General features: G+C 58.1%; 23 protein-coding genes. 13 read left to right on the forward strand and 10 right to left on the reverse strand.

Going from position 1 to position 21,663, the window contains the following annotated elements; all coding sequences use genetic code 11:
- Positions 1–4: 4 nt before the first annotated feature.
- The 5 genes from ACR0CZ_RS16725 to tldD all read right to left on the reverse strand — a co-directional run bounded on the left by ACR0CZ_RS16725 (position 5) and on the right by tldD (position 7,020).
- Complete coding sequence (locus ACR0CZ_RS16725; protein WP_170397333.1) at positions 5–631, reverse strand: 3-oxoacid CoA-transferase subunit B; 627 nt, start codon at positions 629–631, stop codon at positions 5–7.
- Positions 631–1,335, reverse strand: coding sequence for a CoA transferase subunit A (locus ACR0CZ_RS16730; protein WP_170397331.1), 705 nt, complete (start codon positions 1,333–1,335; stop codon positions 631–633). Before ACR0CZ_RS16730 ends, ACR0CZ_RS16725 begins: the two co-directional genes overlap by 1 nt.
- A gap of 92 nt (positions 1,336–1,427) precedes the next feature.
- Entirely contained in the window at positions 1,428–4,052 is a 2,625-nt protein-coding gene (gene topA / locus ACR0CZ_RS16735) for a type I DNA topoisomerase (protein WP_170397330.1), read from the reverse strand.
- Positions 4,053–4,221: 169 nt separating this feature from the next.
- Positions 4,222–5,358: a DNA-processing protein DprA gene (dprA, locus tag ACR0CZ_RS16740; RefSeq protein WP_170397328.1), complete on the reverse strand. Its 1,137-nt coding sequence runs from the start codon at positions 5,356–5,358 to the stop codon at positions 4,222–4,224.
- Positions 5,359–5,598: 240 nt separating this feature from the next.
- The gene (tldD, locus tag ACR0CZ_RS16745) at positions 5,599–7,020 is read right to left on the reverse strand and encodes a metalloprotease TldD (protein WP_170466154.1); all 1,422 of its coding nucleotides are present in this window, start codon (positions 7,018–7,020) and stop codon (positions 5,599–5,601) included.
- 176 nt (positions 7,021–7,196) lie between these two features.
- Here tldD and coxB point away from each other — a divergent pair, with 176 nt between their 5' ends.
- The 11 genes from coxB to ACR0CZ_RS16800 all read left to right on the forward strand — a co-directional run bounded on the left by coxB (position 7,197) and on the right by ACR0CZ_RS16800 (position 17,143).
- The gene (gene coxB, locus ACR0CZ_RS16750; RefSeq protein WP_170397324.1) at positions 7,197–8,108 is read left to right on the forward strand and encodes a cytochrome c oxidase subunit II; all 912 of its coding nucleotides are present in this window, start codon (positions 7,197–7,199) and stop codon (positions 8,106–8,108) included.
- A gap of 74 nt (positions 8,109–8,182) precedes the next feature.
- On the forward strand, positions 8,183–9,139 hold the full coding sequence (gene cyoE / locus ACR0CZ_RS16755; RefSeq protein ID WP_170397322.1) for a heme o synthase: 957 nt from the start codon (positions 8,183–8,185) through the stop codon (positions 9,137–9,139).
- A complete protein-coding gene (locus ACR0CZ_RS16760) occupies positions 9,136–9,297 on the forward strand; it encodes a hypothetical protein (protein ID WP_170397320.1) in 162 nt (53 codons plus the stop codon). Before cyoE ends, ACR0CZ_RS16760 begins: the two co-directional genes overlap by 4 nt.
- Complete coding sequence (locus tag ACR0CZ_RS16765) at positions 9,297–9,872, forward strand: cytochrome c oxidase assembly protein (protein ID WP_170397318.1); 576 nt, start codon at positions 9,297–9,299, stop codon at positions 9,870–9,872. Before ACR0CZ_RS16760 ends, ACR0CZ_RS16765 begins: the two co-directional genes overlap by 1 nt.
- A gap of 22 nt (positions 9,873–9,894) precedes the next feature.
- Complete coding sequence (locus tag ACR0CZ_RS16770; RefSeq protein ID WP_170397316.1) at positions 9,895–10,710, forward strand: cytochrome c oxidase subunit 3; 816 nt, start codon at positions 9,895–9,897, stop codon at positions 10,708–10,710.
- 156 nt (positions 10,711–10,866) lie between these two features.
- Positions 10,867–11,544, forward strand: a complete 678-nt coding sequence (locus tag ACR0CZ_RS16775) for an SURF1 family protein (protein ID WP_170397314.1) — start codon at positions 10,867–10,869, stop codon at positions 11,542–11,544.
- On the forward strand, positions 11,541–12,929 hold the full coding sequence (gene thrC / locus ACR0CZ_RS16780; protein ID WP_170397312.1) for a threonine synthase: 1,389 nt from the start codon (positions 11,541–11,543) through the stop codon (positions 12,927–12,929). Before ACR0CZ_RS16775 ends, thrC begins: the two co-directional genes overlap by 4 nt.
- Entirely contained in the window at positions 12,926–14,188 is a 1,263-nt protein-coding gene (locus tag ACR0CZ_RS16785; RefSeq protein WP_170397310.1) for a M16 family metallopeptidase, read from the forward strand. The genes thrC and ACR0CZ_RS16785 overlap by 4 nt, the downstream gene beginning before the upstream one ends.
- The gene (locus ACR0CZ_RS16790; RefSeq protein ID WP_170397308.1) at positions 14,188–14,772 is read left to right on the forward strand and encodes a GNAT family N-acetyltransferase; all 585 of its coding nucleotides are present in this window, start codon (positions 14,188–14,190) and stop codon (positions 14,770–14,772) included. The genes ACR0CZ_RS16785 and ACR0CZ_RS16790 overlap by 1 nt, the downstream gene beginning before the upstream one ends.
- A 128-nt stretch (positions 14,773–14,900) precedes the next feature.
- On the forward strand, positions 14,901–15,692 hold the full coding sequence (locus ACR0CZ_RS16795; protein WP_480503856.1) for an MBL fold metallo-hydrolase: 792 nt from the start codon (positions 14,901–14,903) through the stop codon (positions 15,690–15,692).
- 38 nt (positions 15,693–15,730) lie between these two features.
- Positions 15,731–17,143: an FAD-binding oxidoreductase gene (locus ACR0CZ_RS16800; protein WP_170466139.1), complete on the forward strand. Its 1,413-nt coding sequence runs from the start codon at positions 15,731–15,733 to the stop codon at positions 17,141–17,143.
- Between the two features lie 39 nt (positions 17,144–17,182).
- Here ACR0CZ_RS16800 and ACR0CZ_RS16805 read toward each other — a convergent pair whose 3' ends face one another.
- From ACR0CZ_RS16805 to ACR0CZ_RS16815, 3 genes are all read right to left on the reverse strand, one after another.
- Positions 17,183–17,665, reverse strand: coding sequence for a fasciclin domain-containing protein (locus ACR0CZ_RS16805; RefSeq protein WP_170397302.1), 483 nt, complete (start codon positions 17,663–17,665; stop codon positions 17,183–17,185).
- Positions 17,666–17,836: 171 nt separating this feature from the next.
- On the reverse strand, positions 17,837–18,376 hold the full coding sequence (locus ACR0CZ_RS16810; RefSeq protein ID WP_010441681.1) for an adenine phosphoribosyltransferase: 540 nt from the start codon (positions 18,374–18,376) through the stop codon (positions 17,837–17,839).
- 82 nt (positions 18,377–18,458) lie between these two features.
- Positions 18,459–18,593, reverse strand: a complete 135-nt coding sequence (locus tag ACR0CZ_RS16815; RefSeq protein WP_480544631.1) for a hypothetical protein — start codon at positions 18,591–18,593, stop codon at positions 18,459–18,461.
- Positions 18,594–18,700: 107 nt separating this feature from the next.
- Here ACR0CZ_RS16815 and ACR0CZ_RS16820 point away from each other — a divergent pair, with 107 nt between their 5' ends.
- Positions 18,701–18,874, forward strand: a complete 174-nt coding sequence (locus ACR0CZ_RS16820) for a hypothetical protein (RefSeq protein ID WP_170397300.1) — start codon at positions 18,701–18,703, stop codon at positions 18,872–18,874.
- A 2-nt stretch (positions 18,875–18,876) separates the two neighbouring features.
- On the opposite strand, the gene ACR0CZ_RS16825 is transcribed toward ACR0CZ_RS16820, so the two are convergent.
- Positions 18,877–19,506: a LysE family translocator gene (locus tag ACR0CZ_RS16825; protein ID WP_170397298.1), complete on the reverse strand. Its 630-nt coding sequence runs from the start codon at positions 19,504–19,506 to the stop codon at positions 18,877–18,879.
- A 284-nt stretch (positions 19,507–19,790) separates the two neighbouring features.
- Here ACR0CZ_RS16825 and ACR0CZ_RS16830 point away from each other — a divergent pair, with 284 nt between their 5' ends.
- Positions 19,791–20,648, forward strand: a complete 858-nt coding sequence (locus tag ACR0CZ_RS16830; protein ID WP_170397297.1) for an alpha/beta hydrolase — start codon at positions 19,791–19,793, stop codon at positions 20,646–20,648.
- A 2-nt stretch (positions 20,649–20,650) separates the two neighbouring features.
- Here the strand turns inward: ACR0CZ_RS16830 and ACR0CZ_RS16835 are convergent, their stop codons facing one another.
- Entirely contained in the window at positions 20,651–21,523 is an 873-nt protein-coding gene (locus ACR0CZ_RS16835; RefSeq protein ID WP_170397295.1) for an S-methyl-5'-thioadenosine phosphorylase, read from the reverse strand.
- Positions 21,524–21,663: the final 140 nt, after the last annotated feature.

Below are 21,663 nucleotides of genomic sequence, written 5' to 3' on the forward strand. Positions count from 1 at the left end.
GAGGTCAATCTACGATTGTTGCCTGAGTCGCTCCTCGCATCTCGTCCTCGCTGACGCCGTCGGCCAGTTCGACGATCTTCAGGCCACCTTCGACGACATCCAGAACACCCAGATTGGTGATGATGCGATCCACAACGCCCTGGCCAGTCAGAGGCAGCGTGCATTCCTTCAGCACTTTTGAATCACCATGCTTGTTGGTGTGATCCATCACTACAATCACGCGACCAACGCCAGCGACCAGATCCATCGCACCGCCCATACCTTTGACCAGCTTGCCGGGGATCATCCAGTTGGCGAGGTCTCCTTTCTCGTCCACTTCCATCGCACCCAAAATCGCAGCAGCGATCTTACCGCCTCGGATCATGGCGAACGAGGTCGCGCTATCGAAGTAAGAGGTACGGGACAGTTCGGTAATCGTCTGCTTGCCTGCGTTGATCAGGTCAGCGTCTTCCTCGCCCTCAAACGGGAAAGGCCCCATGCCCAGCATACCGTTTTCGGACTGTAGGGTGATGTCCTTGTCCCCTACATAGTTCGCTACCAGCGTCGGAATACCGATGCCGAGGTTCACATACATGCCGTCTTCCAGCTCTTCTGCCGCACGTGCGGCCATCTGATTGCGATCCCAGGGCATTATGCGTCCTCCTTCTTGCGGGTGGTGCGCTGTTCGATGCGCTTTTCGTGGCTGCCTTGGATAATGCGATGCACATAGATGCCGGGCAGGTGTATCGAATCCGGGTCAAGTGAACCGCGCGGGACGATTTCTTCAACCTCAGCCACACAAATCTTGCCGCAGGTTGCAGCGGGCACGTTGAAGTTGCGGGCGGTCTTGCGGAACACGAGGTTCCCGGTGTCATCGGCTTTCCACGCCTTTACGATCGCGAGGTCGGCAAAGATGCCTTCCTCCATGATATAGGTCTCGCCGTTGAAGTCCTTGTGCTCTTTGCCTTCAGCGATCACCGTTCCCACGCCCGTCTTGGTGTAAAACCCGGGGATGCCAGCGCCACCGGCCCGCATCCGCTCGGCCAGTGTGCCTTGTGGATTGAATTCCAGCTCCAGTTCTCCACTGAGATACTGGCGCATGAATTCGGCGTTTTCCCCGACGTAAGAGCTGATCATCTTTTTGACCTGCTTAGTCTGCAGCAGGATGCCGATGCCAAAATCATCCACACCTGCGTTATTCGAGGCAAATGTCAGATCCTTCGCGCCTGAGGCCTTGATTGCTTCAAGCAGCATTTCCGGGATACCGCACAGCCCAAAGCCGCCCGCAGCGATCAGCATGCCGTCCGATATCACCCCATCGAGCGCCTCATCGGCATTGTCATAGATTTTCTTCATGGAAAACTCCCCCAATGACATGATGTTGGGCCGATTTGTGCCGCCACGTCACGGGGAAGTCAACGAATCCAAGGGGCAGGTGGTATTTCTACCTAACTTGCTTTCTTGGTGGTCTTCTTGGCAGCAGCTTTCTTCTTGGGGGCTGCCTTTTTCTTTGTGCCTTTCTTGGCCGCGCGTTCATTGACCAGTTCGATGGCCATTTCCTGGGTCACATCCTCGGGCTTGATGTCTTTGGGGATCGTCGCGTTGACCTTTTCCCATTTCACATACGGTCCATAGCGCCCGTCCAGTACCTGCATCGCGCCGCCATCGGGATGGTCGCCCAGCTCTTTCAGCGGCTTCGCGGCCGCCCGACGTCCGCGACCTGGATTGGCGCGTTTTTCGGCCAACAGTTCGACGGCGCGGTTCATGCCGATCTCAAACACATCGTTCGGGTCTTTGAGGTTGGCGTAGACAGGCTTTGCCTCGTCGGCCAACTGATGCATTAGATAAGGTCCAAAGCGACCAAAGTTCGAACTGATCATGCCGCCTTCGGGGTGCTCGCCGATCTGACGGGGCAAGGACAGAAGAGTCAGCGCTTTCTCCAGATCCATGTCGTCTTTGCTCCAGCCACGGGGCAGGGACGCACGAGGAGGCTTCTTGTTCTCAGGCGTGGGCTCTCCGCGCTGGACATATGGCCCAAATCGACCGGATTTCAGCCAGATCTCATCGCCCCCATCTTCGCCCAGCAAGCGTTCGTCACCTTCCGCGCCTTCGCCCGCAATGGGGCGGGTATAGGTGCATTCCGGATAGTTGCCGCAGCCCACGAACCCACCGGTACGCGAAGTTTTCAGGTGCAACTGCCCCACACCGCATTTCGGACAGATGCGCGGGTCCGAGCCATCTTCACGCGGAGGATACAGCTGGGGCGCCAAAGCCTCGTCCAGCTTGTCCAGCACTTCCGAGATACGCAGCTCGGACGTTTCGCCAATCGCGGCTGAGAAATCGCGCCAGAACTTGCCCAGCAAATCCTTGTAATCGCGATCGCCTGCGCTGACGTCATCGAGCTCTTCTTCAAGATTGGCAGTGAACTCGTAGCCCACATATTGACGGAAGAAATTCAGCAGGAAGATCGTGACGATCCGGCCCTTTTCTTCGGGGATCAGCCGGTTCTTGTCTTTGCGCACATATTCGCGGTCCTGAATCGTGGTCACGATTGAGGCATAGGTCGAAGGACGACCGATCCCCAGCTCTTCCATCCGTTTGACCAGCGTGGCCTCGGTATAGCGTGGCGGTGGCTGAGTGTGGTGCTGCACCGCCAGAACAGACTCGTTCTCAGCCAGAATGGCGGCTTTTTCCGATTCACCAGTTGCCTTCGCAAACTGATCGCGCAGCGATGTCTTGGCAAAACGGGCTGGATCGCCCTGCATGATCTGCGGCAGGCGCTTGTCGTCATCGTCGACCACGTCATCGCGGCCCTCTTCGTAGACGCGCATGAAACCATCGAACAGCACCACCTGACCTGTGGCGCGCAGGCCGACCTGACCGTCGGTGCTGGTGATTTCGACCGTCGTGCGCTCCAGCCGCGCGGCGGCCATCTGACAGGCAATGGTGCGTTTCCAGATCAGATCATAAAGCTTGCGCTGATCCTCATCGGTCACCTTCAGCGCCTTGGCATCGCGCGACATATCTGTCGGGCGAATACACTCGTGTGCTTCCTGAGCGTTTTTGGCCTTGTTTTTGTACATGCGCGGGCTGTCTGGCACGTATTCCGCACCATAACGGTCGGCGATTACATCGCGCGCTGCCGCCACGGCCTCGGGGGCCATGTCGATGCCGTCGGTTCGCATGTAGGTAATGTATCCGGCCTCATACAGTCGCTGGGCCACCTGCATCGCATGGCGTGCACCCATGCCGAACTTGCGGCTGGCTTCTTGCTGCAAGGTCGACGTCATGAACGGGGCAGAGGGGTTGCGCGCGGCAGGCTTGGCCTCGACCGATGTCACGCTCAGATCACGGCTGGTGATCGCCTGAACCGCCAGTTCGGCTTGCGTTGCGTTGGCCAGATCGTGCTTGTCCAGTTTCTTGCCTGCCAGCGTGACCAGACGCGCCTCGTAGGTCTGGCCCCGAGGCGTCTCGAACACAGCTTTGACCGACCAGTATTCGACCGGCTTGAAGGCTTCGATCTCCATCTCGCGTTCAACGATGAGGCGCAGGCAGACCGATTGCACGCGCCCCGCTGAACGGGCACCCGGCAACTTGCGCCACAGAACGGGTGACAGGTTGAACCCTACCAGATAGTCCAACGCGCGGCGGGCCAGGTAAGCCTCGACCAGCGGCATATCGACCTCACGCGGGTTCTGCATCGCCTCGGTCACGGCGTCCTTGGTGATCGCGTTGAACGTCACACGGCTGACTGGCGTGTCCTTCTTGATCGAACGCCGCTTGGTCAGCGCTTCTTGGAGGTGCCAGCTGATTGCCTCGCCTTCTCGATCAGGGTCGGTCGCGAGGATCAGTGCGTTGTCTTCTTTCAGAGCGTCGGCGATCGCCTTGACATGCTTACGGCTGTCATTGCCGACCTCCCATTTCATTGAAAATTCATGCTCGGGATCGACCGACCCATCCTTCGGCGGCAGGTCCCGCACATGGCCATATGAGGCCAAAACGGTGTAGTCGGGGCCAAGATATTTATTGATCGTTTTTGCTTTGGCCGGAGATTCTACAACAACTACGGGCATTTAAGAGGAATCCTCGCTCGACGGATTTTGCGCTTTGTATGACCGTGCAAAATGTGTGGGGCAAGATCGAATTGTCAATGCGTTCGTTTTCACTACTAAAAATACTCTGAATTCAAGCCGGTTCTGGCCGCACCGCTCGCGGAATCCGGTGTCGAATCCGTTCGATAGCTTAGGCGCAAAGTGACAGAAGGCCGCCTGGTTGCCGCTGAATCTTGCCCTCAAGCTCCAGATCGACCAACACAGGGCCGACTTCGCCCGCAGATGCAGCGATGTCCCGGATCAACTGGTCTTCCGCGATCGGAGATGGGCCAAGTCGAGTCAGAATCGCCTCGTGCAAGGCTTGGGGCGTGAATTCGGCTGAGTCTGCGTCGGTTCCAAGGGGTAGGATTTGTTGGGCAGAAGATTGTAGCTGTTGCTTGGGCAAAGCATCAATCACGTCTTCTGCATTGCGGACGAGTATAGCCCCGTCTCGGATCAGCAGATTGCATCCTGCGGCACGAGCGTCAAAGGGATGGCCGGGCACGGCCAGAACCTCGCGCCCTTGGTCCAGGGCGTCCCGCGCGGTGATCAAGCTGCCGGATTTCGCCGCGGCCTCGACAACGACCACTGCCTGCGCCAGACCCGAGATAATGCGATTGCGGCGCGGAAAATGTCGTGCCTGAGGTGTTGTGCCCATCGGTTGTTCAGACAGGCGAAGACCGGTTTCTGCGATATCTCGCGCAAGATCGGCATTTTCGGCCGGATAAATCACATCTACCCCACCTGCTAACACTGCCACAGTACCGGTCGCCAACGTGGCGAGGTGCGCCGAGGTGTCAATGCCGCGGGCAAGCCCCGAGACCACGACATAGTCTTGCTTACCCAGATCCGTCGCCAACGCCCGCGCCATGCGCGCGCCCAGCGAAGAACAGTTCCGTGCCCCGACCATGGCAATTGCCCGGCGTTTCAAGATCGACGGATCGCCGATTGCCCAAAGCATCGGGGGCGCATCCGAAAGGTCACATAACGCGTAAGGGTAATCGGCGGCCCCAAGGCACAAAAGCCGCGCTTTGGCGACCTTTGCGGCCTTGAGCTCCGCCTCAATTACGCCGGGCGGGCAGATTTCATAATCCTCGATCCCGGCAGCGCGCGCCATTTCCGGCAACGCGGCCAGCGCGTTCTGCGCCGAGCCATGTTCGCGCAATAAGCGCCGGAATGTTGCCGGCCCTACTTTGCGTGAGCGCAACAGACGGAGCCAGGAAAACCGGTCCTCTTCCGTGGTGGGTGGGAGTGGGGGGTGATTGGAAGAAAGCTGCTCTTCGGTCATCCGATGCTCCGCCTGATTGCAAAACTGGTTTACGGTGCAGCGGGTTAACAGCCTGTGAATCTTAGAAAATTAGATCAGTATTTTTCGAACCCATCCCTCGGAGAGATGATTATGTCATTGAAAGAAAGAAGGAAAATTCGTGCGAATTATCTTGGCTCACATATCCATGGATGAGTTTTTGATTTGACGCGAAGGGTAGTGTGTTAACCCTTCGCGCCTCGATTCTCATTTTGGGCCGACTCAGGTGGCAGAGCCGCCCACAGTCAGCCCATCCATCAAAACGGTAGGTTGGCCGACACCGACCGGCACCCATTGCCCATCCTTGCCACATGTGCCCATGCCGGGATCCAGCGCCATGTCATTGCCCAGTCCCCGAATGCGTTTTAGCGCCGAGGGGCCGTCGCCAATCAGCGTCGCGCCTTTGACCGGAGCGCCGATCTTCCCGTTCTCGACACGATATGCCTCGGTGCAGGAGAACACGAACTTGCCGTTGGTGATGTCGACCTGGCCACCGCCGAAGCCCACAGCCCAGATGCCGTTTTTGATATCTGCCACCAACGAGGCCGGATCGGCATCGCCACCCAACATGATCGTGTTGGTCATGCGCGGCATCGGTTTATGGGCATAGCTTTGACGCCGGCCGTTCCCGGTTGGAGCAACGCCCATCAGGCGTGCGTTCTGGCGGTCCTGCATATATCCGGTGAGGATTCCATCCTCGATCAGAACTGTACGCGAACTGGGTGTACCCTCGTCATCCATTGATATCGAACCGCGTCGGTCTGCAATCGTCCCATCATCCACGACTGTTACACCTTTCGAAGCGATCTGCTGCCCCATCAGCCCGGCAAAAGCGGAACTGCCCTTGCGGTTGAAATCACCTTCAAGCCCGTGGCCGATGGCCTCGTGCAACAGAATACCGGGCCATCCGGGGCCCAACGCGACTTCCATCACGCCGGCAGGTGCAGGGACGGCATCCAGATTGACCATCGCGATCCGCAGAGCCTCACGCGCCTTATCTTGCCAGTCTGAGGGATCGATCAAGCCATCCAGCCCAACACGTCCGCCACCTCCGGCAGAGCCGCTTTCGCGCCTGCCGTTCTGTTCTACGATAACCGAGATGTTCAGGCGGGTCATCGGGCGTATATCGCGCACCTGCACACCATCGGGGCGAAGAATCTCGACCTCCTGCACTGCAGCGGCAATCGTGGCGCTGACTTGCACAACCCGGGAATCCAGATCACGGGTAAAAGCGTCTATCTCGCGCAGTGTCTCGATTTTGACCGGGAAGGCGGCGGATTCGATCGGGTCTTCATCGGTATATAACCTGGTATTGGTGGCACGTGGTGGCCCGGCCAGCGTCCCACCACCATCGCCGACCGCCAACCGCGCGGTTTCGGCTGCACGCTTCAGAGAGGGAATCGAAACATCCGTTGAATGCGCGTATCCAGCCACTTCACCCTGCACCGCGCGAAGACCGAATCCCTCGGAAGCGTCGTAAGAGGCCGTGCGTAATCGACCGTCATCAAACACCAAAGATTCGGATTTGCGCCGTTCTACGAACAGTTCCCCATCCTCGGCGCCATCAGTTGCAGCCTTCAGTACAGCAAGCGCTTCATCCTTCGGAAGAACGCTTTCAAACGGGCGAAACGGGGCCTGAGTCATCAGTTGTGACCTTTCGGGTTTGATCCAGATCAAAAATAGCGTCTGTTTGACGCAAGCATTTTGCTTTATCTACCCGACGGAATATGGTTTTTAACGCGGCCAAAGACAACGGGAGAGGTGCGACCGATTCACACCTTTTCGCGAGAGACGCAAAGATCAAACGATCAGGACAGAAAATGAAGAATGCTTTGATGCTTTCCGGGCTTGCTACGGCCCTCTCCAGCCTTCCCGCCATGGCTCAGGAGCTTGAGATTATTGGCAAGCCGGTTGACGGCGGCATGGGGTTCCAGCCTGCTGCCACCAGCCTTGCCGAAGGGATTCAGTCGCTGGACAACATGATTCTGGTGATCATCACCGCGATCTGTGTGTTTGTTGCGGGTCTGCTGGTTTACTGCATCGTACGCTACAACCAGCGCGTAAACCCGAACCCGGCTCGGTTCTCGCATTACACTCCGGTTGAGATTGCCTGGACTTTGGGCCCGATCCTGATTCTGGTCTTCATCGGGGCTTTCTCGCTGCCGGTTCTTTTCAAGCAACAAGAGATTCCCGAAGGCGACATCACCATCAAAGTCGTGGGGAACCAGTGGTACTGGACCTACGAATATGTCGATCATGACTTTGCCTTCGATAGCTATCTTCTGGGCCACCCGGCCACCCTCGACGAGGGCGCGCGCCCGGCGGATGCCGACGTAACACCGTTTGTTCTGGACGATGCGATGCGGGCGAAGCTGGCCGATGCAGGCTATGGCGAAGACGAATGGCTGCTCGCCACCGACACCGCGGTCGTTGTTCCGGTCGGCAAGATTGTCGTGATGCAGGTTACTGCATCGGACGTGATCCATTCCTGGACCATTCCTTCGTTCGGCGTGAAGCAGGACGGCGTTCCTGGTCGTCTGGCCGAACTGTGGTTCGAAGCAGACAAGGAAGGCGTCTATTTCGGACAGTGTTCTGAGCTGTGCGGTAAAGACCATGCCTATATGCCAATCACTGTCAAAGTGGTCAGCGAAGAGGCATATGAACAGTGGCTGCAGGGCGCGCTTGAAGAATATGCAGGTCAGCCTGCTTCCTACCAAGTGGCCTCGAACTAAGCCCTTTGCGGCCTAGATAAACACATGCGAGCTGCGCGGAAATCGCGCAGCTTTTGCCCCGAAAAGGACCGGATATGAGCGACGCAAGCTTCAATGCCAGCACCGTCTCTGCGCAGACCCGCGCGGACGAGGCCAGCTTTGGCGATTATTTCGCCCTGCTGAAGCCGCGCGTGATGTCGCTGGTCGTATTCACGGCTTTGGTCGGACTGCTTGCGGCTCCGGTTCCGATACATCCATTTGTTGGCTTCTGCGCCATCCTGTTCATCGCTATTGGTGGCGGTGCATCCGGCGCGCTGAACATGTGGTGGGACGCGGATATCGACCGCGTGATGAAGCGCACCAAAGGCCGTCCAATCCCCTCTGGCAAAGTTGAAGAAGGCGAGGCATTGGCGCTGGGTCTGGCTCTGTCTGGCCTGTCCGTGATTATGCTGGGTTTGGCAACCAACTGGTTTGCAGGGGCGTTTCTGGCCTTCACTATTTTCTTCTATGTTGTCGTCTACACGATGTGGCTGAAACGCTCGACGCCTCAGAACATCGTCATTGGTGGTGCCGCGGGAGCGTTCCCGCCGGTCATCGGATGGGTCGCGGCCACTGGCTCGATGACGCTCGAACCGTGGTTGATGTTTGCCCTGACATTCATGTGGACACCTCCGCATTTCTGGGCGTTGGCCTTGTTCATGCGCTCGGACTATGACGATGCCGGGGTGCCGATGTTGACCGTCACCCATGGTCGACGCGCGACGCGCTGGCATATTCTGGTTTATACCGCGTTGCTGGCGTTGCTGGCGGTGGGGACTGCGTTCTCGGATATCGGAGGCCCGATTTATCTAGTTGTTGCGCTGGTTCTGAATGGCTTGTTTCTGCGGGGGGCCTGGCAGATTTCTCGTCGAAACGAAGACGATTCGGAGGCCGACAACTTCAAGGTCGAACGCAGTTTCTTCAAACTGTCGCTGCTGTACCTGTTTCTGCATTTCGGCGCGATTCTCGTCGAGGCCCTGTTGAAACCTTACGGATTAGGAGGCTGGTCATGAGCCTGCGCAAAACTCACGAACTTCACCAAAGACGGTTCAGCCGCAATCTGGGCGTCGGCCTGACACTGGCCGCGTTCATCGTGATCATCTTCGGCCTGACAGTCGTCAAGGTCTCGAACACAGATTTTAGTCTGGCGACGCAGCAGGTGCAGAACTGATGAAGTTGACGGGGCCACAGAAAACGGTCGCGCAACTGGTCGGCGTCGTCGTCCTTATGGGCGGTTTGGCATGGGCAGCGGTGCCGTTTTATAATTGGTTCTGCCGGGTCACGGGGTATGGAGGGACCACGGGGGTTGCCGAGAAAGCCCCTGATGACATTCTCGACCAAGTGGTGACGGTCCGATTTGATGCCTCCAAGGCCAAGGGTATGCCGTGGGAATTCAAGCCCGTCGAACGCGAGATGAAAATACGTATCGGTGAGACAGGTCTGGCGTTCTACGAAGCGTACAACCCAACCGACAAGCCCGTCGCAGGGCAGGCGTCCTACAACGTGGCGCCCTATTCCGCCGGGGGGTATTTTCAGAAAATCGCCTGTTTCTGCTTCGATGAACAGGTGTTGGAGCCGGGTGAGCGAGTCGAGATGCCCGTTACGTTCTTCGTCGATCCCGAACTGATCGAAGATCCCGAAGCAAAATATGTGCATACGATCACGCTGTCGTATACATTCTATGAGATTGATCTGCCCGAGGGCTATGCCGCCCTTGATGTGCAGGCTGAAACAAACAAGAACTAACGCCTGTAGGTGAGGGACGCTGATGGCACACGCAAAAGACCATGATTACCACATTCTGAACCCGTCAATCTGGCCACTGATCGGCGCGGTAAGCGGATTTGTGATGCTGTTCGGGGCCGTTCTTTGGATGCACGGGATTACCCCGTGGATCTTCTGGATGGGGCTGGTCGGGGTTCTTTATACCATGTTTGCATGGTGGTCCGAAGTCGTGGTCGAAAGCCGTCAGGGCGATCATACGCCGGTCGTGCGTATCGGCCTGCGCTATGGCTTTATCCTGTTCGTGATGTCCGAGGTGATGTTCTTCTTCGCCTGGTTCTGGTCGTTCTTCAAACATCGCATGTATCCGATGTACGACTATGCCGGTACTGAATACATCCAGCCGGATATCCACGCCGTTGATCCGTTCCACCTGCCACTGATCAACACTTTGGTCCTGTTGCTGTCAGGTTGTGCGATTACTTGGGCCCACCACGCGCTTGTTCATGACAATGACCGCAAGGCGCTGATCAATGGTCTGGCCATTGGTATCGTTCTGGGCATCGCCTTTACTGCGCTTCAGGCGTTTGAATACTATGAGTTACTGGCCCATGAGGGTTGGGAGTTCGGTGGCGATCAGTTCTATTCGAACTTCTTCATGGCAACCGGTTTCCACGGCGCGCATGTGATTATCGGCACCATCTTCCTGTCGGTCTGTCTGATCCGCGCCCTGAAGGGGGACTTTACGCCCGAGAAACACGTCGGGTTTGAGGCTGCCGCATGGTATTGGCACTTCGTTGACGTCGTCTGGCTGTTCCTGTTTTTCGCCGTCTACATCTGGGGTCAGGCCCCGCTGATGTAACGCCACGCAGGTGATCCAATTGCAAAAGCCGCCCCACGGGGCGGCTTTTTCTCAATCAGGGGCGCAAGATTGCGCCCCATACAATTACATGGTTGCACTTCGGTTCACGTGCCCCTTAACAAGGCGCCGGTTCCCGCAACAAGGTCTGATCCCAATATGCGTCGCATTCTGTTTCTGCTGATCTTCGGCTTTGCCGGTCTGGGCCTGCTGCTGTCGCTGGGCATTTGGCAACTGCAGCGGCTGACCTGGAAACAGGAGGTGCTGGCCGAGATCGAAAGCCGCATCGCTGCCGATCCTGTCGCCTTGCCAGAGCAAGTCTCCGAGGATGTGGACAAATACCTTCCGGTGACGGTCGCAGGCGAGATCGAACCGGGCGAGATCCACGTTTTGGTTTCGGTCAAGCAGGTGGGGCCGGGGTATCGGATCATCCAGTCCTTTACCACCGACGACCGGACTATTCTGGTGGATCGCGGCTTTGTGCCGACCACAGCCAAGCAGGCTGTTCGCCTGACTGGCCCGATGGAAATCACCGGCAACCTGCACTGGCCCGATGAAGTCGATGGCTACACGCCTGACGCAGATATTGGCGGCAACATCTGGTTCGCCCGTGATGTGCCCAATCTGGCCGCCGCGCTGGGGGCTGAGCCGGTGTTGCTAATTGCCCGCTCGGAAACCGATCCGAATGTAACGCCAATGCCGGTGGATACGGCGGGCATCCCCAACGATCATTTGCAATATGCAATCATCTGGTTTGGTCTTGCTCTGGTCTGGGCCGCAATGACCGGATACTTCCTGTGGCGCAGCCGTGCCAATTCCGAAAGTGACGCGACATGAAATACATCTCGACCCGCGGGCAGGCGCCCGAACTGACCTTTGAAGAGGCGATGCTGACCGGACTGGCCCGTGATGGTGGTCTGTACTTGCCCGCTGAAATTCCGGTGATGTCGCAGGACGAAATTGCTGCGTTGGCTGGCCTGTCCTATGAAGAAATCGCATTCCGCGTGATGTGGCCTTATGTGAGCGGCTCGTTCTCTGATGATGAGTTCAAAAAGATCATAGCGCGCGCTTATGAGGGCTTCGGCCATGACGCCCGCGCGCCCTTGAAGCAGCTGAACGAGAACCATTTTCTGCTGGAGCTGTTTCACGGCCCCACGCTGGCCTTCAAAGATTTCGCCATGCAGCTAATCGGCCAGCTGTTCCAGGTCGCGCTCAAACGGCGCGAAGATCGCGTGACCATTGTCGGCGCGACGAGCGGGGACACCGGTTCTGCCGCCATCGAGGCGTTCCGTGGGCTGGACGCGGTGGATGTGTTCATCCTGTTCCCACATGGCCGTGTTTCAGAAGTGCAGCGCCGTCAGATGACTACGCCAGCAGACAGTAATGTGCACGCTTTGGCGGTAGACGGCGATTTCGATGACTGTCAGGCCGCGCTCAAAGACATGTTCAACGACTTTGATTTCCGCGACGGTGTAAAACTTGCAGGCGTCAATTCGATCAACTTCGCCCGCGTGTTGGCACAGATCGTTTACTATTTCTCCGCCGCCGTCAGCCTCGGCGCGCCACATCGCAAGGTCAGCTTCACCGTGCCGACAGGGAATTTCGGCGATATCTTCGCAGGCTATCTGGCCAAACGCATGGGGCTGCCCATCGATCGTCTGGTGGTGGCGACCAACCAGAACGATATTCTGCATCGCTGTCTCTCCGGCGAGGGATATTTCAAGGGCGATACAATCCCCTCAATCAGCCCTTCAATGGATATTCAGGTTAGCTCGAACTTTGAGCGCGCACTGTACTACGCCTATGGCGAAGATGGCGGCGCAGTCGCTCAGTTGATGGACGAACTCAAGAGCGGAGGTTTCAATGTCAGCCAAGGCGCGATGGAGGCTCTGCGAGAAAGCTTTGACTCGGGCCGCGTTTCTGAGGACGAGACGCTTGAGACGATCAGGCGCACGATGGTCCACAGCGCCGAGTTGGTTTGTCCGCACACCGCCGTTGGGATCAAAGTGGCTGAAGACCACCGCGCTGCCGATGTGCCCATGATCACGCTCGCAACCGCGCATCCCGCGAAGTTCCCGGCGGCGGTCGAGAAGGCAAGCGGCGAACATCCGCCTCTTCCATCCCGCATGTCTGATCTGTATGAACGTCCGGAACGGGTGACCCGCGTTGCGAACGATCTGGGTGCCCTTGAGGATCATATCAGAAGGCATATTGCTGAGTGACAGTCAGACAGGACCAACTGAAGAACGGATTTCGTGTCGTCAGTGAACATATGCCGGGGCTGCAATCTGCGGCCATCGGCATCTGGGTAACCGCCGGTGGGCGGCACGAGCGGATCGAGCAGAACGGTATCGCGCATTTCCTTGAGCATATGGCGTTCAAGGGAACCCAGCGGCGTTCTGCGCTGCAAATTGCCGAAGCGATCGAGGATGTGGGCGGGTACATCAACGCCTATACCTCGCGCGAAGTTACGGCCTATTATGCACGCGTATTGAAGGACGATGTGGCGCTGGCCATGGATGTCATCGGCGACATCGTCCTGAACCCGGTGTTCGACCCGCGCGAGATCGAGGTCGAGCGCGGCGTGATCCTGCAGGAAATCGGTCAGGCCTATGACACACCTGACGATGTGATCTTTGACTGGCTGCAAGAGCAGAGCTATCACGACCAACCCCTTGGCCGCACCATTCTGGGCCCGACCGAGCGCGTCAGTGCGTTTTCCCGCGAGGACTTGTCTGGTTTCGTGGCCGAACACTACGGGCCGGAACAGATGATCCTGTCTGCAGCTGGAGCTGTGGACCACGATGCGCTGATGAAACTGGCCGAAGAGATGTTCGGCCACCTGCAGCCGCGCAAGGGTCTGATCCCCGACGCTGCGCGGTTCACTGGTGGTGAGGCGCGGCAGGAGAAAGAACTGGAGCAGGCGCATTTCGCGCTGGCGCTGGAAAGTCCGGGCTATCGCGATGATGCGATCTATACGGCCCAGATTTACTCGACCGCTCTGGGTGGAGGCATGTCCTCGCGCCTGTTTCAGGAAGTGCGCGAGACGCGCGGGCTTTGCTATACGATCTTTGCTCAGACCGGTGCTTATGCGGATACCGGTACGACAACGATTTACGCAGGCACCTCGGCCGATCAGGTGGGCGAATTGGCGACGATTACCATCGACGAGATGAAGCGCGCTGCCGAAGACATGAGCGCAGAAGAGGTTGCCCGCGCGCGGGCCCAGATGAAGGCCGGGATGCTGATGGGGCTGGAAAGCCCGTCGAACCGGGCCGAACGGCTGGCGCGGCTGGTGCAGATCTGGGGACGTGTGCCCTCGCTTGAGGACACCGTGGCCAAGATCGATGCGGTCAGCACCGAGGACGTGCGTGCCTTTGCCGAAGACATGGCAGTCAAAGCCCCTGCAGCGCTGGCGTTGTATGGGCCGGTCTCGGGCGCACCGACGCTGGTGGATCTGCAGGAGAGGCGTGCGGCGTGATGCTGTTAGGCAGACGCAAGCTGAAACTCGAAACCGAGCGCTTGACGCTGCGCCCGCCCATGCATTCCGACTTCAACGACTGGACCGCCCTGCGGCGTGCTTCAAAGGACTATCTGGTGCCGTGGGAGCCGGTTTGGGCCAAGGACCATCTGAGCCGAAAGTCGTTTACCAACCGGGTCTATTGGGCCCAGCGCTCAGTCGCGAGTGGAACGGCGATACCTCTGTTCCTGTTTCGTCGCACAGACAATATTCTGCTAGGGGCGATCACGTTGGACAATGTTCGCCGTGGTCCGGCGCAGGCTGGCACCTTGGGCTATTGGACCGGGCAGGCCTTTGCGCGTCAGGGGTTCATGCGCGAAGCAATTGGCGCCGTTGTTCATCACGCCTTCACCCGTCTGGATTTAAGCCGGATCGAGGCCGCGTGTTTGCCTGAGAACAAGGCCTCTCGCGGTCTGCTGGAAAGCTCAGGCTTCAAATACGAAGGCGTGGCGCAGTCTTATCTGCAGATCAATGGGCGCTGGCGAACACATGTTCTGTATGCCAGCCTAAGGTCCGATCGTCGGGGCAAGACTGAGGCAGGCTAGAGGGCTCTGCCGCCAGGCATGGCAAGCCTCCTGTCCTGGAGATATCCGTGGCCAGATCAACAAGGGCATGACTTGTTGGCCCATTGCGCTACACTTGCCCTATGTGGCGGTTTGTTGCGGGACTGATGATGATTGCATGCGGGGCTGTGGCGCAGGAGCGGCGGCCTAGTCACTGTATCGCCATCGCAGATGCGGCACCGGGGATTGAATATCTTCACAAAGCGGCGTGGCAGGATCCCGTGCCCGAGTTTTCGGTTCGTATCAGCTATGTCGCGCATGCATCGTTTCTGATCCAGACACAGGGCGGGCTGAACGCGGTGACCGATTTCACCGGTTTTATCGGCGGCGCTGCGCTAATTCCTGACGTGGTCACAATGAACCATGCGCACAGCACCCACTGGACTGCCCATCCCGATCCGGCCATCCCGTATGTCTTGCCGGGCTGGGGCGAGTTCGGCGAAGGCATCGAGCACCATCTTGATCTGGGTGAGATGCTGATTCGCAATGTGTCGACCGATATCCGTTCGGCCTATGGCGGTATTGAAGATCGCGGAAACTCGATCTTTGTGTTCGAGGTCGAGGGGTTGTGCATCGGCCATCTGGGGCATCTGCATCACATTCCGTCGGATGAACAATTCGCTGCACTGGGTCGGCTGGATGTGGTCATGGCGGCGGTGGACGGAGGCACCACGATGCCCTTGCCCGAGATGGTTCAGGTTCTGAAACGCCTCAAAAGCTCGGTCATTATCCCGATGCATTGGTTCTCGGACTTTTCGCTCCAGCGGTTTTTGGTGGATATTCGGGATGAATTCCCGGTTGAACGGGATGGGGTGTCCGAGATTGTCGTCTCGTTGCGCACGCTGCCCGACAGGCCGACGGTTGTGGTGCTGGAGCCTCAGTACCTGATAGAGCTGGAATAGGGCTTGTCGCGGCCCGTGGCCTTTGGCAGGGAAGAGCCATGAAACTGAACCCTGCAGACAGCCGCCTTGCCGAAGCAATCAGAGCCCGATTGGGTGCTGACGTTTTGCGCCCGATTGCAGATCGTTACCTTGAAGAGCCGCGTCAGCGGTTTGTCGGGCAGCCCGGTTTGCTTGCCTTGCCGCGCACCGTGGAAGATGTGTCGGCTTTGGTGCAATTGGCCGCAGACGCTCGGGTGCCTGTTGTCCCTTATGGCGGCGGCACCGGCCTGGTAGGAGGGCAGGTTGTTCCGGATGGTCCTGTCCCTTTGATCATTTCCCTGGAACGGATGACGGCGATACGGGCGACTTACCCCACCGAGAACATACTTGTGGCCGAGGCCGGTGCCATTCTGGCCGACGTCCAGACTGCCGCTGAAGACGCGGACCGTCTATTTCCCCTGTCGCTGGCTGCGCAGGGTTCTTGCCGGATTGGCGGCAATCTGGCCACCAATGCGGGTGGCGTGAATGTGCTGCGCTATGGCAATGCACGCGATCTGTGCCTGGGGCTTGAAGTGGTATTGCCCAGTGGTGAGATCTGGCACGGGCTTAGCCGGTTGCGTAAGGACAACACCGGTTATGATTTGCGCAACCTGATGATCGGGTCCGAAGGGACACTTGGCATCATCACCGCGGCGGCGTTGAAGCTGTTCCCGCGACCCAGGGGCGTTGGAACCGCAATGTTTCAGGTCTCTTCACCCGAGGCTGCAATTGATCTGTTGTCAGTGGCGCGGGATCAAGTGGGGGAAGCGGTCAGTACGTTTGAGTTGATCCATGGGCAGGGACTCGAATTCCTGACCGAGGTTTTGCCCGACGTGCGGCAACCCTTTGCGGCAACACCAGAATGGAGTGTGTTGATCGAGCTGGGCCTGTCTGTCGGCCAAGACCCTTCGGACATGCTTGAGGCGATTTATATCGCCGCTGATGAGCGCGATCTGGTCCGCGATGCGGTTATCGCACAGAGCGAAGCACAGCGGTCCGAACTCTGGGCCGTGCGCGAGCGCATCCCCGAGGCCAACCGGCTGATCGGATCAGTTTCCAGCCATGATATCTCGGTCCCGATTTCCCGCATTCCAGAGTTCATTCGGCGTGGTGCGGATGTGGTGGCTGGGCAGGGGCCGTTTCGCGTGAACTGCTTTGGACATCTGGGCGACGGTAATCTGCACTATAACGTGTTTCCACCTGCCGGGCAGGATAAGGCGGAGTTTGTCGCACAGCGGGGCGCGGTCAAACGCGCGGTACATGATCTGGTTCAAGAATTTGGTGGATCGGTCAGCGCCGAACACGGTGTCGGTCGGCTCAAGACAGATGATCTGGAACGCTATGGTGATCCGGTCAAGTTGCAGGCCATGAGGGCGATTAAAACAGCGCTTGATCCTCAGGGGATTATGAACCCCGGGGCGGTTCTGGCCTAATAGACGCGCCCCGGACGTATACCGGGGCGCTGCGGTTCTTTACGACGCGGGCAGAATGACCTTGTCGATCACATGGATCACGCCGTTCTCGGCTTCGATATCGGCTTGCACAACGTTGGCATCATTCACCATGACGCCATTGTCGAGATCGATGGTGATATCTCCGCCCTGCACGGTGGCGGCGGTCATGTCATCGGACAGATCACCCGACATCACTTTGCCCGGGACAACGTGATAGGTCAGCACTGCGACCAACTGGTCCTTGTTTTCGGGCTTCAGAAGATTTTCGACCGTGCCCTCGGGCAGCGCTGCAAAAGCCTCATCCGTTGGGGCGAAAACGGTGAACGGCCCTTCGCCTTTCAGCGTTTCAACCAGTTCGGCGGCCTGAACGGCAGCGACGAGCGTTTCAAAACTGCCCGCGCCCACCGCAGTATCGACGATATCCTTGGCGTGCCCGTCTGCCAAAGCAGAGGTGGTCAACAGAAAACTGGCAACTCCAGCAACAGCGAATTTGCGCAACATGACATGATTTCCCTTGTTGAGAATGCCTTAGGTGGCATCATTCGGGGTACGCAGTCAGGTCGCGACAAGATCACAGAATCCAGAGGCAACTGTTTCTTGAATGTGACCCCAATCGCGCTAAGCCTGCGGCGCACGCGATTTCCAGTCACGAGTTTGTGAAGTTTGTGGAGATCAGAGCCCTTCGAACTCGCACAGAACGTGCACGTCCATGCCCAAATCTTCCAGCGCTTTGCGACCACCCAATTCGGGCAGATCGATGATGAACGCGCATGAGATGATCTCGCCGCCCAGCCGTTCGATCAGCTTGATCCCCGCGGCGGCGGTGCCTCCGGTAGCCAGAAGATCATCAACGACCAGGATCTTCTCACCCGGCTGGATGGCGTCATCGTGAATTTCGACGATCGCCTCGCCATATTCCAGCTTGTAGTCCTGGCTGATCGTGGTGCCGGGCAGTTTGCCCTTTTTGCGGATCGGCACGAATCCAACGCTCAGCTGGTGGGCAATCGCACCGCCCAGAATAAAGCCGCGCGCCTCAAGGCCCACAACCTTGTCGATTCGCTCACCGGCGTAAGGGTGCAACATCTGGTCGATTGCCATGCGGAACCCGCGCGGGTCGGCAAACAGGGTGGTGACATCGCGGAACATGATCCCTTCATGCGGGAAATCGACGATGGTCCGAATGTAATCCTTGACCGTTTTGTTTCTGGACATGGGCCACCCCTTTGGCATCAAACACGCGCGGGGTATTTCGCCCATAAGGTGCGGTCATGCAAGAGAACTCTGGCCCCTGCGGCTACTTGCTGCGGCCGCGCATGTCGTTAGGCAGGCCGTAGTAGCGATACAGCGCGTTCGGAAGCCAGGATAGGTGCGGCTTGCGCCAGTTGCGTTGATCCCGAAGAAGAATGGCTTGCGCGACATGAAGGTTCATTGCTTTAATCTCACGTTTGCTGTTATGTGCCCGATATCTACATATTATATGCTGTGTATATACAATGCATCGCACTTAGAATCAAGGGCAGGACGGGGACTGTACGTGTGACCAAGAAAGATGGAAAGAAATCTACCAAGAAAAACAGTCAGTTGGTTTTGCGTCTCGACAAGGATGAGCGCGATGCATTCGTCGAGCTGTGCAGGGATCTGGACACCTCTGCCGCCCGCGAAATCCGCCGGTTTATCCGGGGGTTCATGAAGGAAAACGCTGAAAACTGAAATCACGCCGGGCGGCGCAGAACCGCTGTGGCGATGCCCATTCCTATCAGGGTCAACCCTCCGAACCGGGTCATGGTCGTGATGACGTTCGCGCGTCCGATCATCCGGCGTAACTTGTCCGCCAGCAGCGCATAGGCCAGCGCGTTCAGCCCCGCGAGACCCACAAATGTTGCGATCAGGATCGCGAATTGCGGACCCAAAGGCTCGGCTGGACGCAAGAATTGCGGTACGAAAGCGATGAAGAAGGCAATGGACTTCGGGTTCAGCGCGGTGACTGCAGCGGCATGGCCAAAAACACTGCGGGCGGTCACGTCACGTTCGGTTTCAATTGCTTGCAGCCCGCCCGACGGCGCGCTGCGCAGGAGTTTGACACCCAGCCAGACCAGATAGGCTGCCCCAACCCATTTCAGCACGGTAAACAGTGTGGCAGAGGCCAGCACCAGCGCCCCCAGCCCCAGCAGCGACGCGGTCATCGCCACCAAATCCCCCAATGCGACCCCAGTGGCCGAGGCAACCGCCACACTGCGTCCTTTCGACAGCGCATAGCTAAGCACCAGCAACACGGTCGGGCCTGGGATCAGCAGCAGCGCGGTCGAAGCGGCCACAAAGGCCAGCCAGATTTCAATGGACATGGAGTATCCTATTAGAGTGTTTCCCACACCAAGCCTTGGCACGACGTATTGGTCAAGGCTTTGCGGGCACATTCTCGTGGTGAAACACCGGCTCCAACGGGTTGGCGTTCGGATTTGCGAAGCCGGGGTCGCCTAAATACCGAGGACATGGGGCAGGGAATTCAGGCGTGCAATGCGATCTGGGATTGCCGCAACAGGTTTAAGATTGGATGAAGCTTGGCTTATGCATCTTGAAACGCCTCCAATGTACCCCACTCTCGCAATGCGACCCAAAGGAGGGAGCCATGGTTCAAACCCAACACGCTGAGGCCGATACCGGCCGCGCCAGATCCGGTGTCGAGCGCCTCAAAAGAATCTTGGTAGGACTGCTGTTGGCCGGGGCGATCTTGTATGCGGGCGTCCTCGGATACATGTTTTTCAACCAGCAATCTCTGCTGTACAAACCCGAAGGTACGTTACCGGATCCGGCTTCGGTGGGGTTGGCGGATGTTGATGCGCTGTCGCTGACAATGGCTGATGGTACTGCCCTGACGGTCTGGGCTGCACCCGCTGCAATCCCGGATGCACCGACCGTCCTATTCTTCCACGGCCAAAGCGGCAATCTGGGGGACCGTGCTGAACGGCTGCGCGAAATCCTGAACTCGGGCTACGGGCTGCTTGCCCCCAGCTATCGCGGCTTTCCGGGCAGCGAAGGCGAGCCCTCGGAACTGGCGCTGATCTCTGATGGAGTTCAGCTCTATGACAGGCTGGCGGGTCAGGGCAAAGCTGTGGTGCTGCACGGTCAGAGCCTCGGCACCGGCATTGCCGCCGCTGTGGCTGCCGAGCGTCCCGATGCAGAACTTCTGGTGCTCGAGGCCCCGTTCACTGCAACCGTTGATGTCGCGGCGGAACGCTATCCTTTCCTGCCGGTCTCAGCCTTGATGAGGGATCAGTTCGCCACACGTGATCTTATCGAACAGATCTCGGTGCCGACGTTGATTTTTCACGGCACCGAGGATGAAACTATTCCACTGCATCACGGAAAAGCTCTGGCCGAGATGTCTGATACCGCGCAGATTTACGTGATCCCCGACGGCACCCACAACGATTTGTGGTCGCGTGGCCTATGGGACGAAGTGCAAAAGAAACTGTCGCAGTACTGAGTTTATAACACCCGCCCAGCCACAGCATCCAGCTTGGCCAACAATTCCGGATCGCGCTTTTCAGGCGCGGTCAGGATGGCATACTCCAGCGCCCGGTCGCAGCCATGCGGGCAGGGCGCACGGTCGGTCCCCAGCATAGCGGGCAGACCTTTGACCAATGCCCGGCCTTTTTCCGCATTGCCGGTCAGCGTGGCGATGATGGCGGCCACGTCGACTTCACCGTGATCAGGGTGCCAGCTGTCATAGTCGGTGACCATGGCAATTGAGGCATAACAAAGCTCGGCCTCGCGTGCGAGTTTCGCTTCGGGCATGTTGGTCATGCCGATCACGTCGCACCCCCATTGTTCGCGATATAATTTGGATTCCGCCAATGACGAGAATTGCGGTCCTTCCATCGCCAGATAGGTTCCACCTCGGTGGATGGTGATGCCAGCCGTCTTGCCAGCAGTCTCGCAAGCGTCCGACAGGCGCGGGCAGGTCGGATGCGCAACACTGACATGGGCGACGCAGCCAGTCCCGAAAAAGCTCTTTTCACGGGCAAATGTTCGATCGATGAACTGATCCACGATCACGAAATCACCCGGCGCCATATGTTCGCGGAACGACCCGCAGGCCGAGACCGAGATCACATCCGTTACGCCAAGCCGTTTCAACGCGTCGATATTGGCGCGATAGGGCACCTCGGTCGGCGAGTGCACATGTCCGCGACCGTGACGCGGCAAGAAGGCCATTTCGACCCCATCCAGCGACCCGGTCAGGATCTGATCCGACGGATCGCCCCATGGCGTTTCTACTGTGACCCACTCGGCATTCTCCAGACCATCGATGTCATAAATGCCCGATCCTCCAATGACGGCGATTTTTGTTTGGGCCACGAGTGCTCTCCGTTGAAAATTCCTGCTGTGTGAGTTCTGCGGGCCACAGCTTCATTTGACAAGTGGGTTCAACGGTTTGTGTGCGCTTGGGTCAAGCTATGCGCAGGGCGCATATCAGGGTCCCGCCTGGCGCGGTATCT

This window comes from Ruegeria sp. H9 (genome assembly GCF_056532915.1).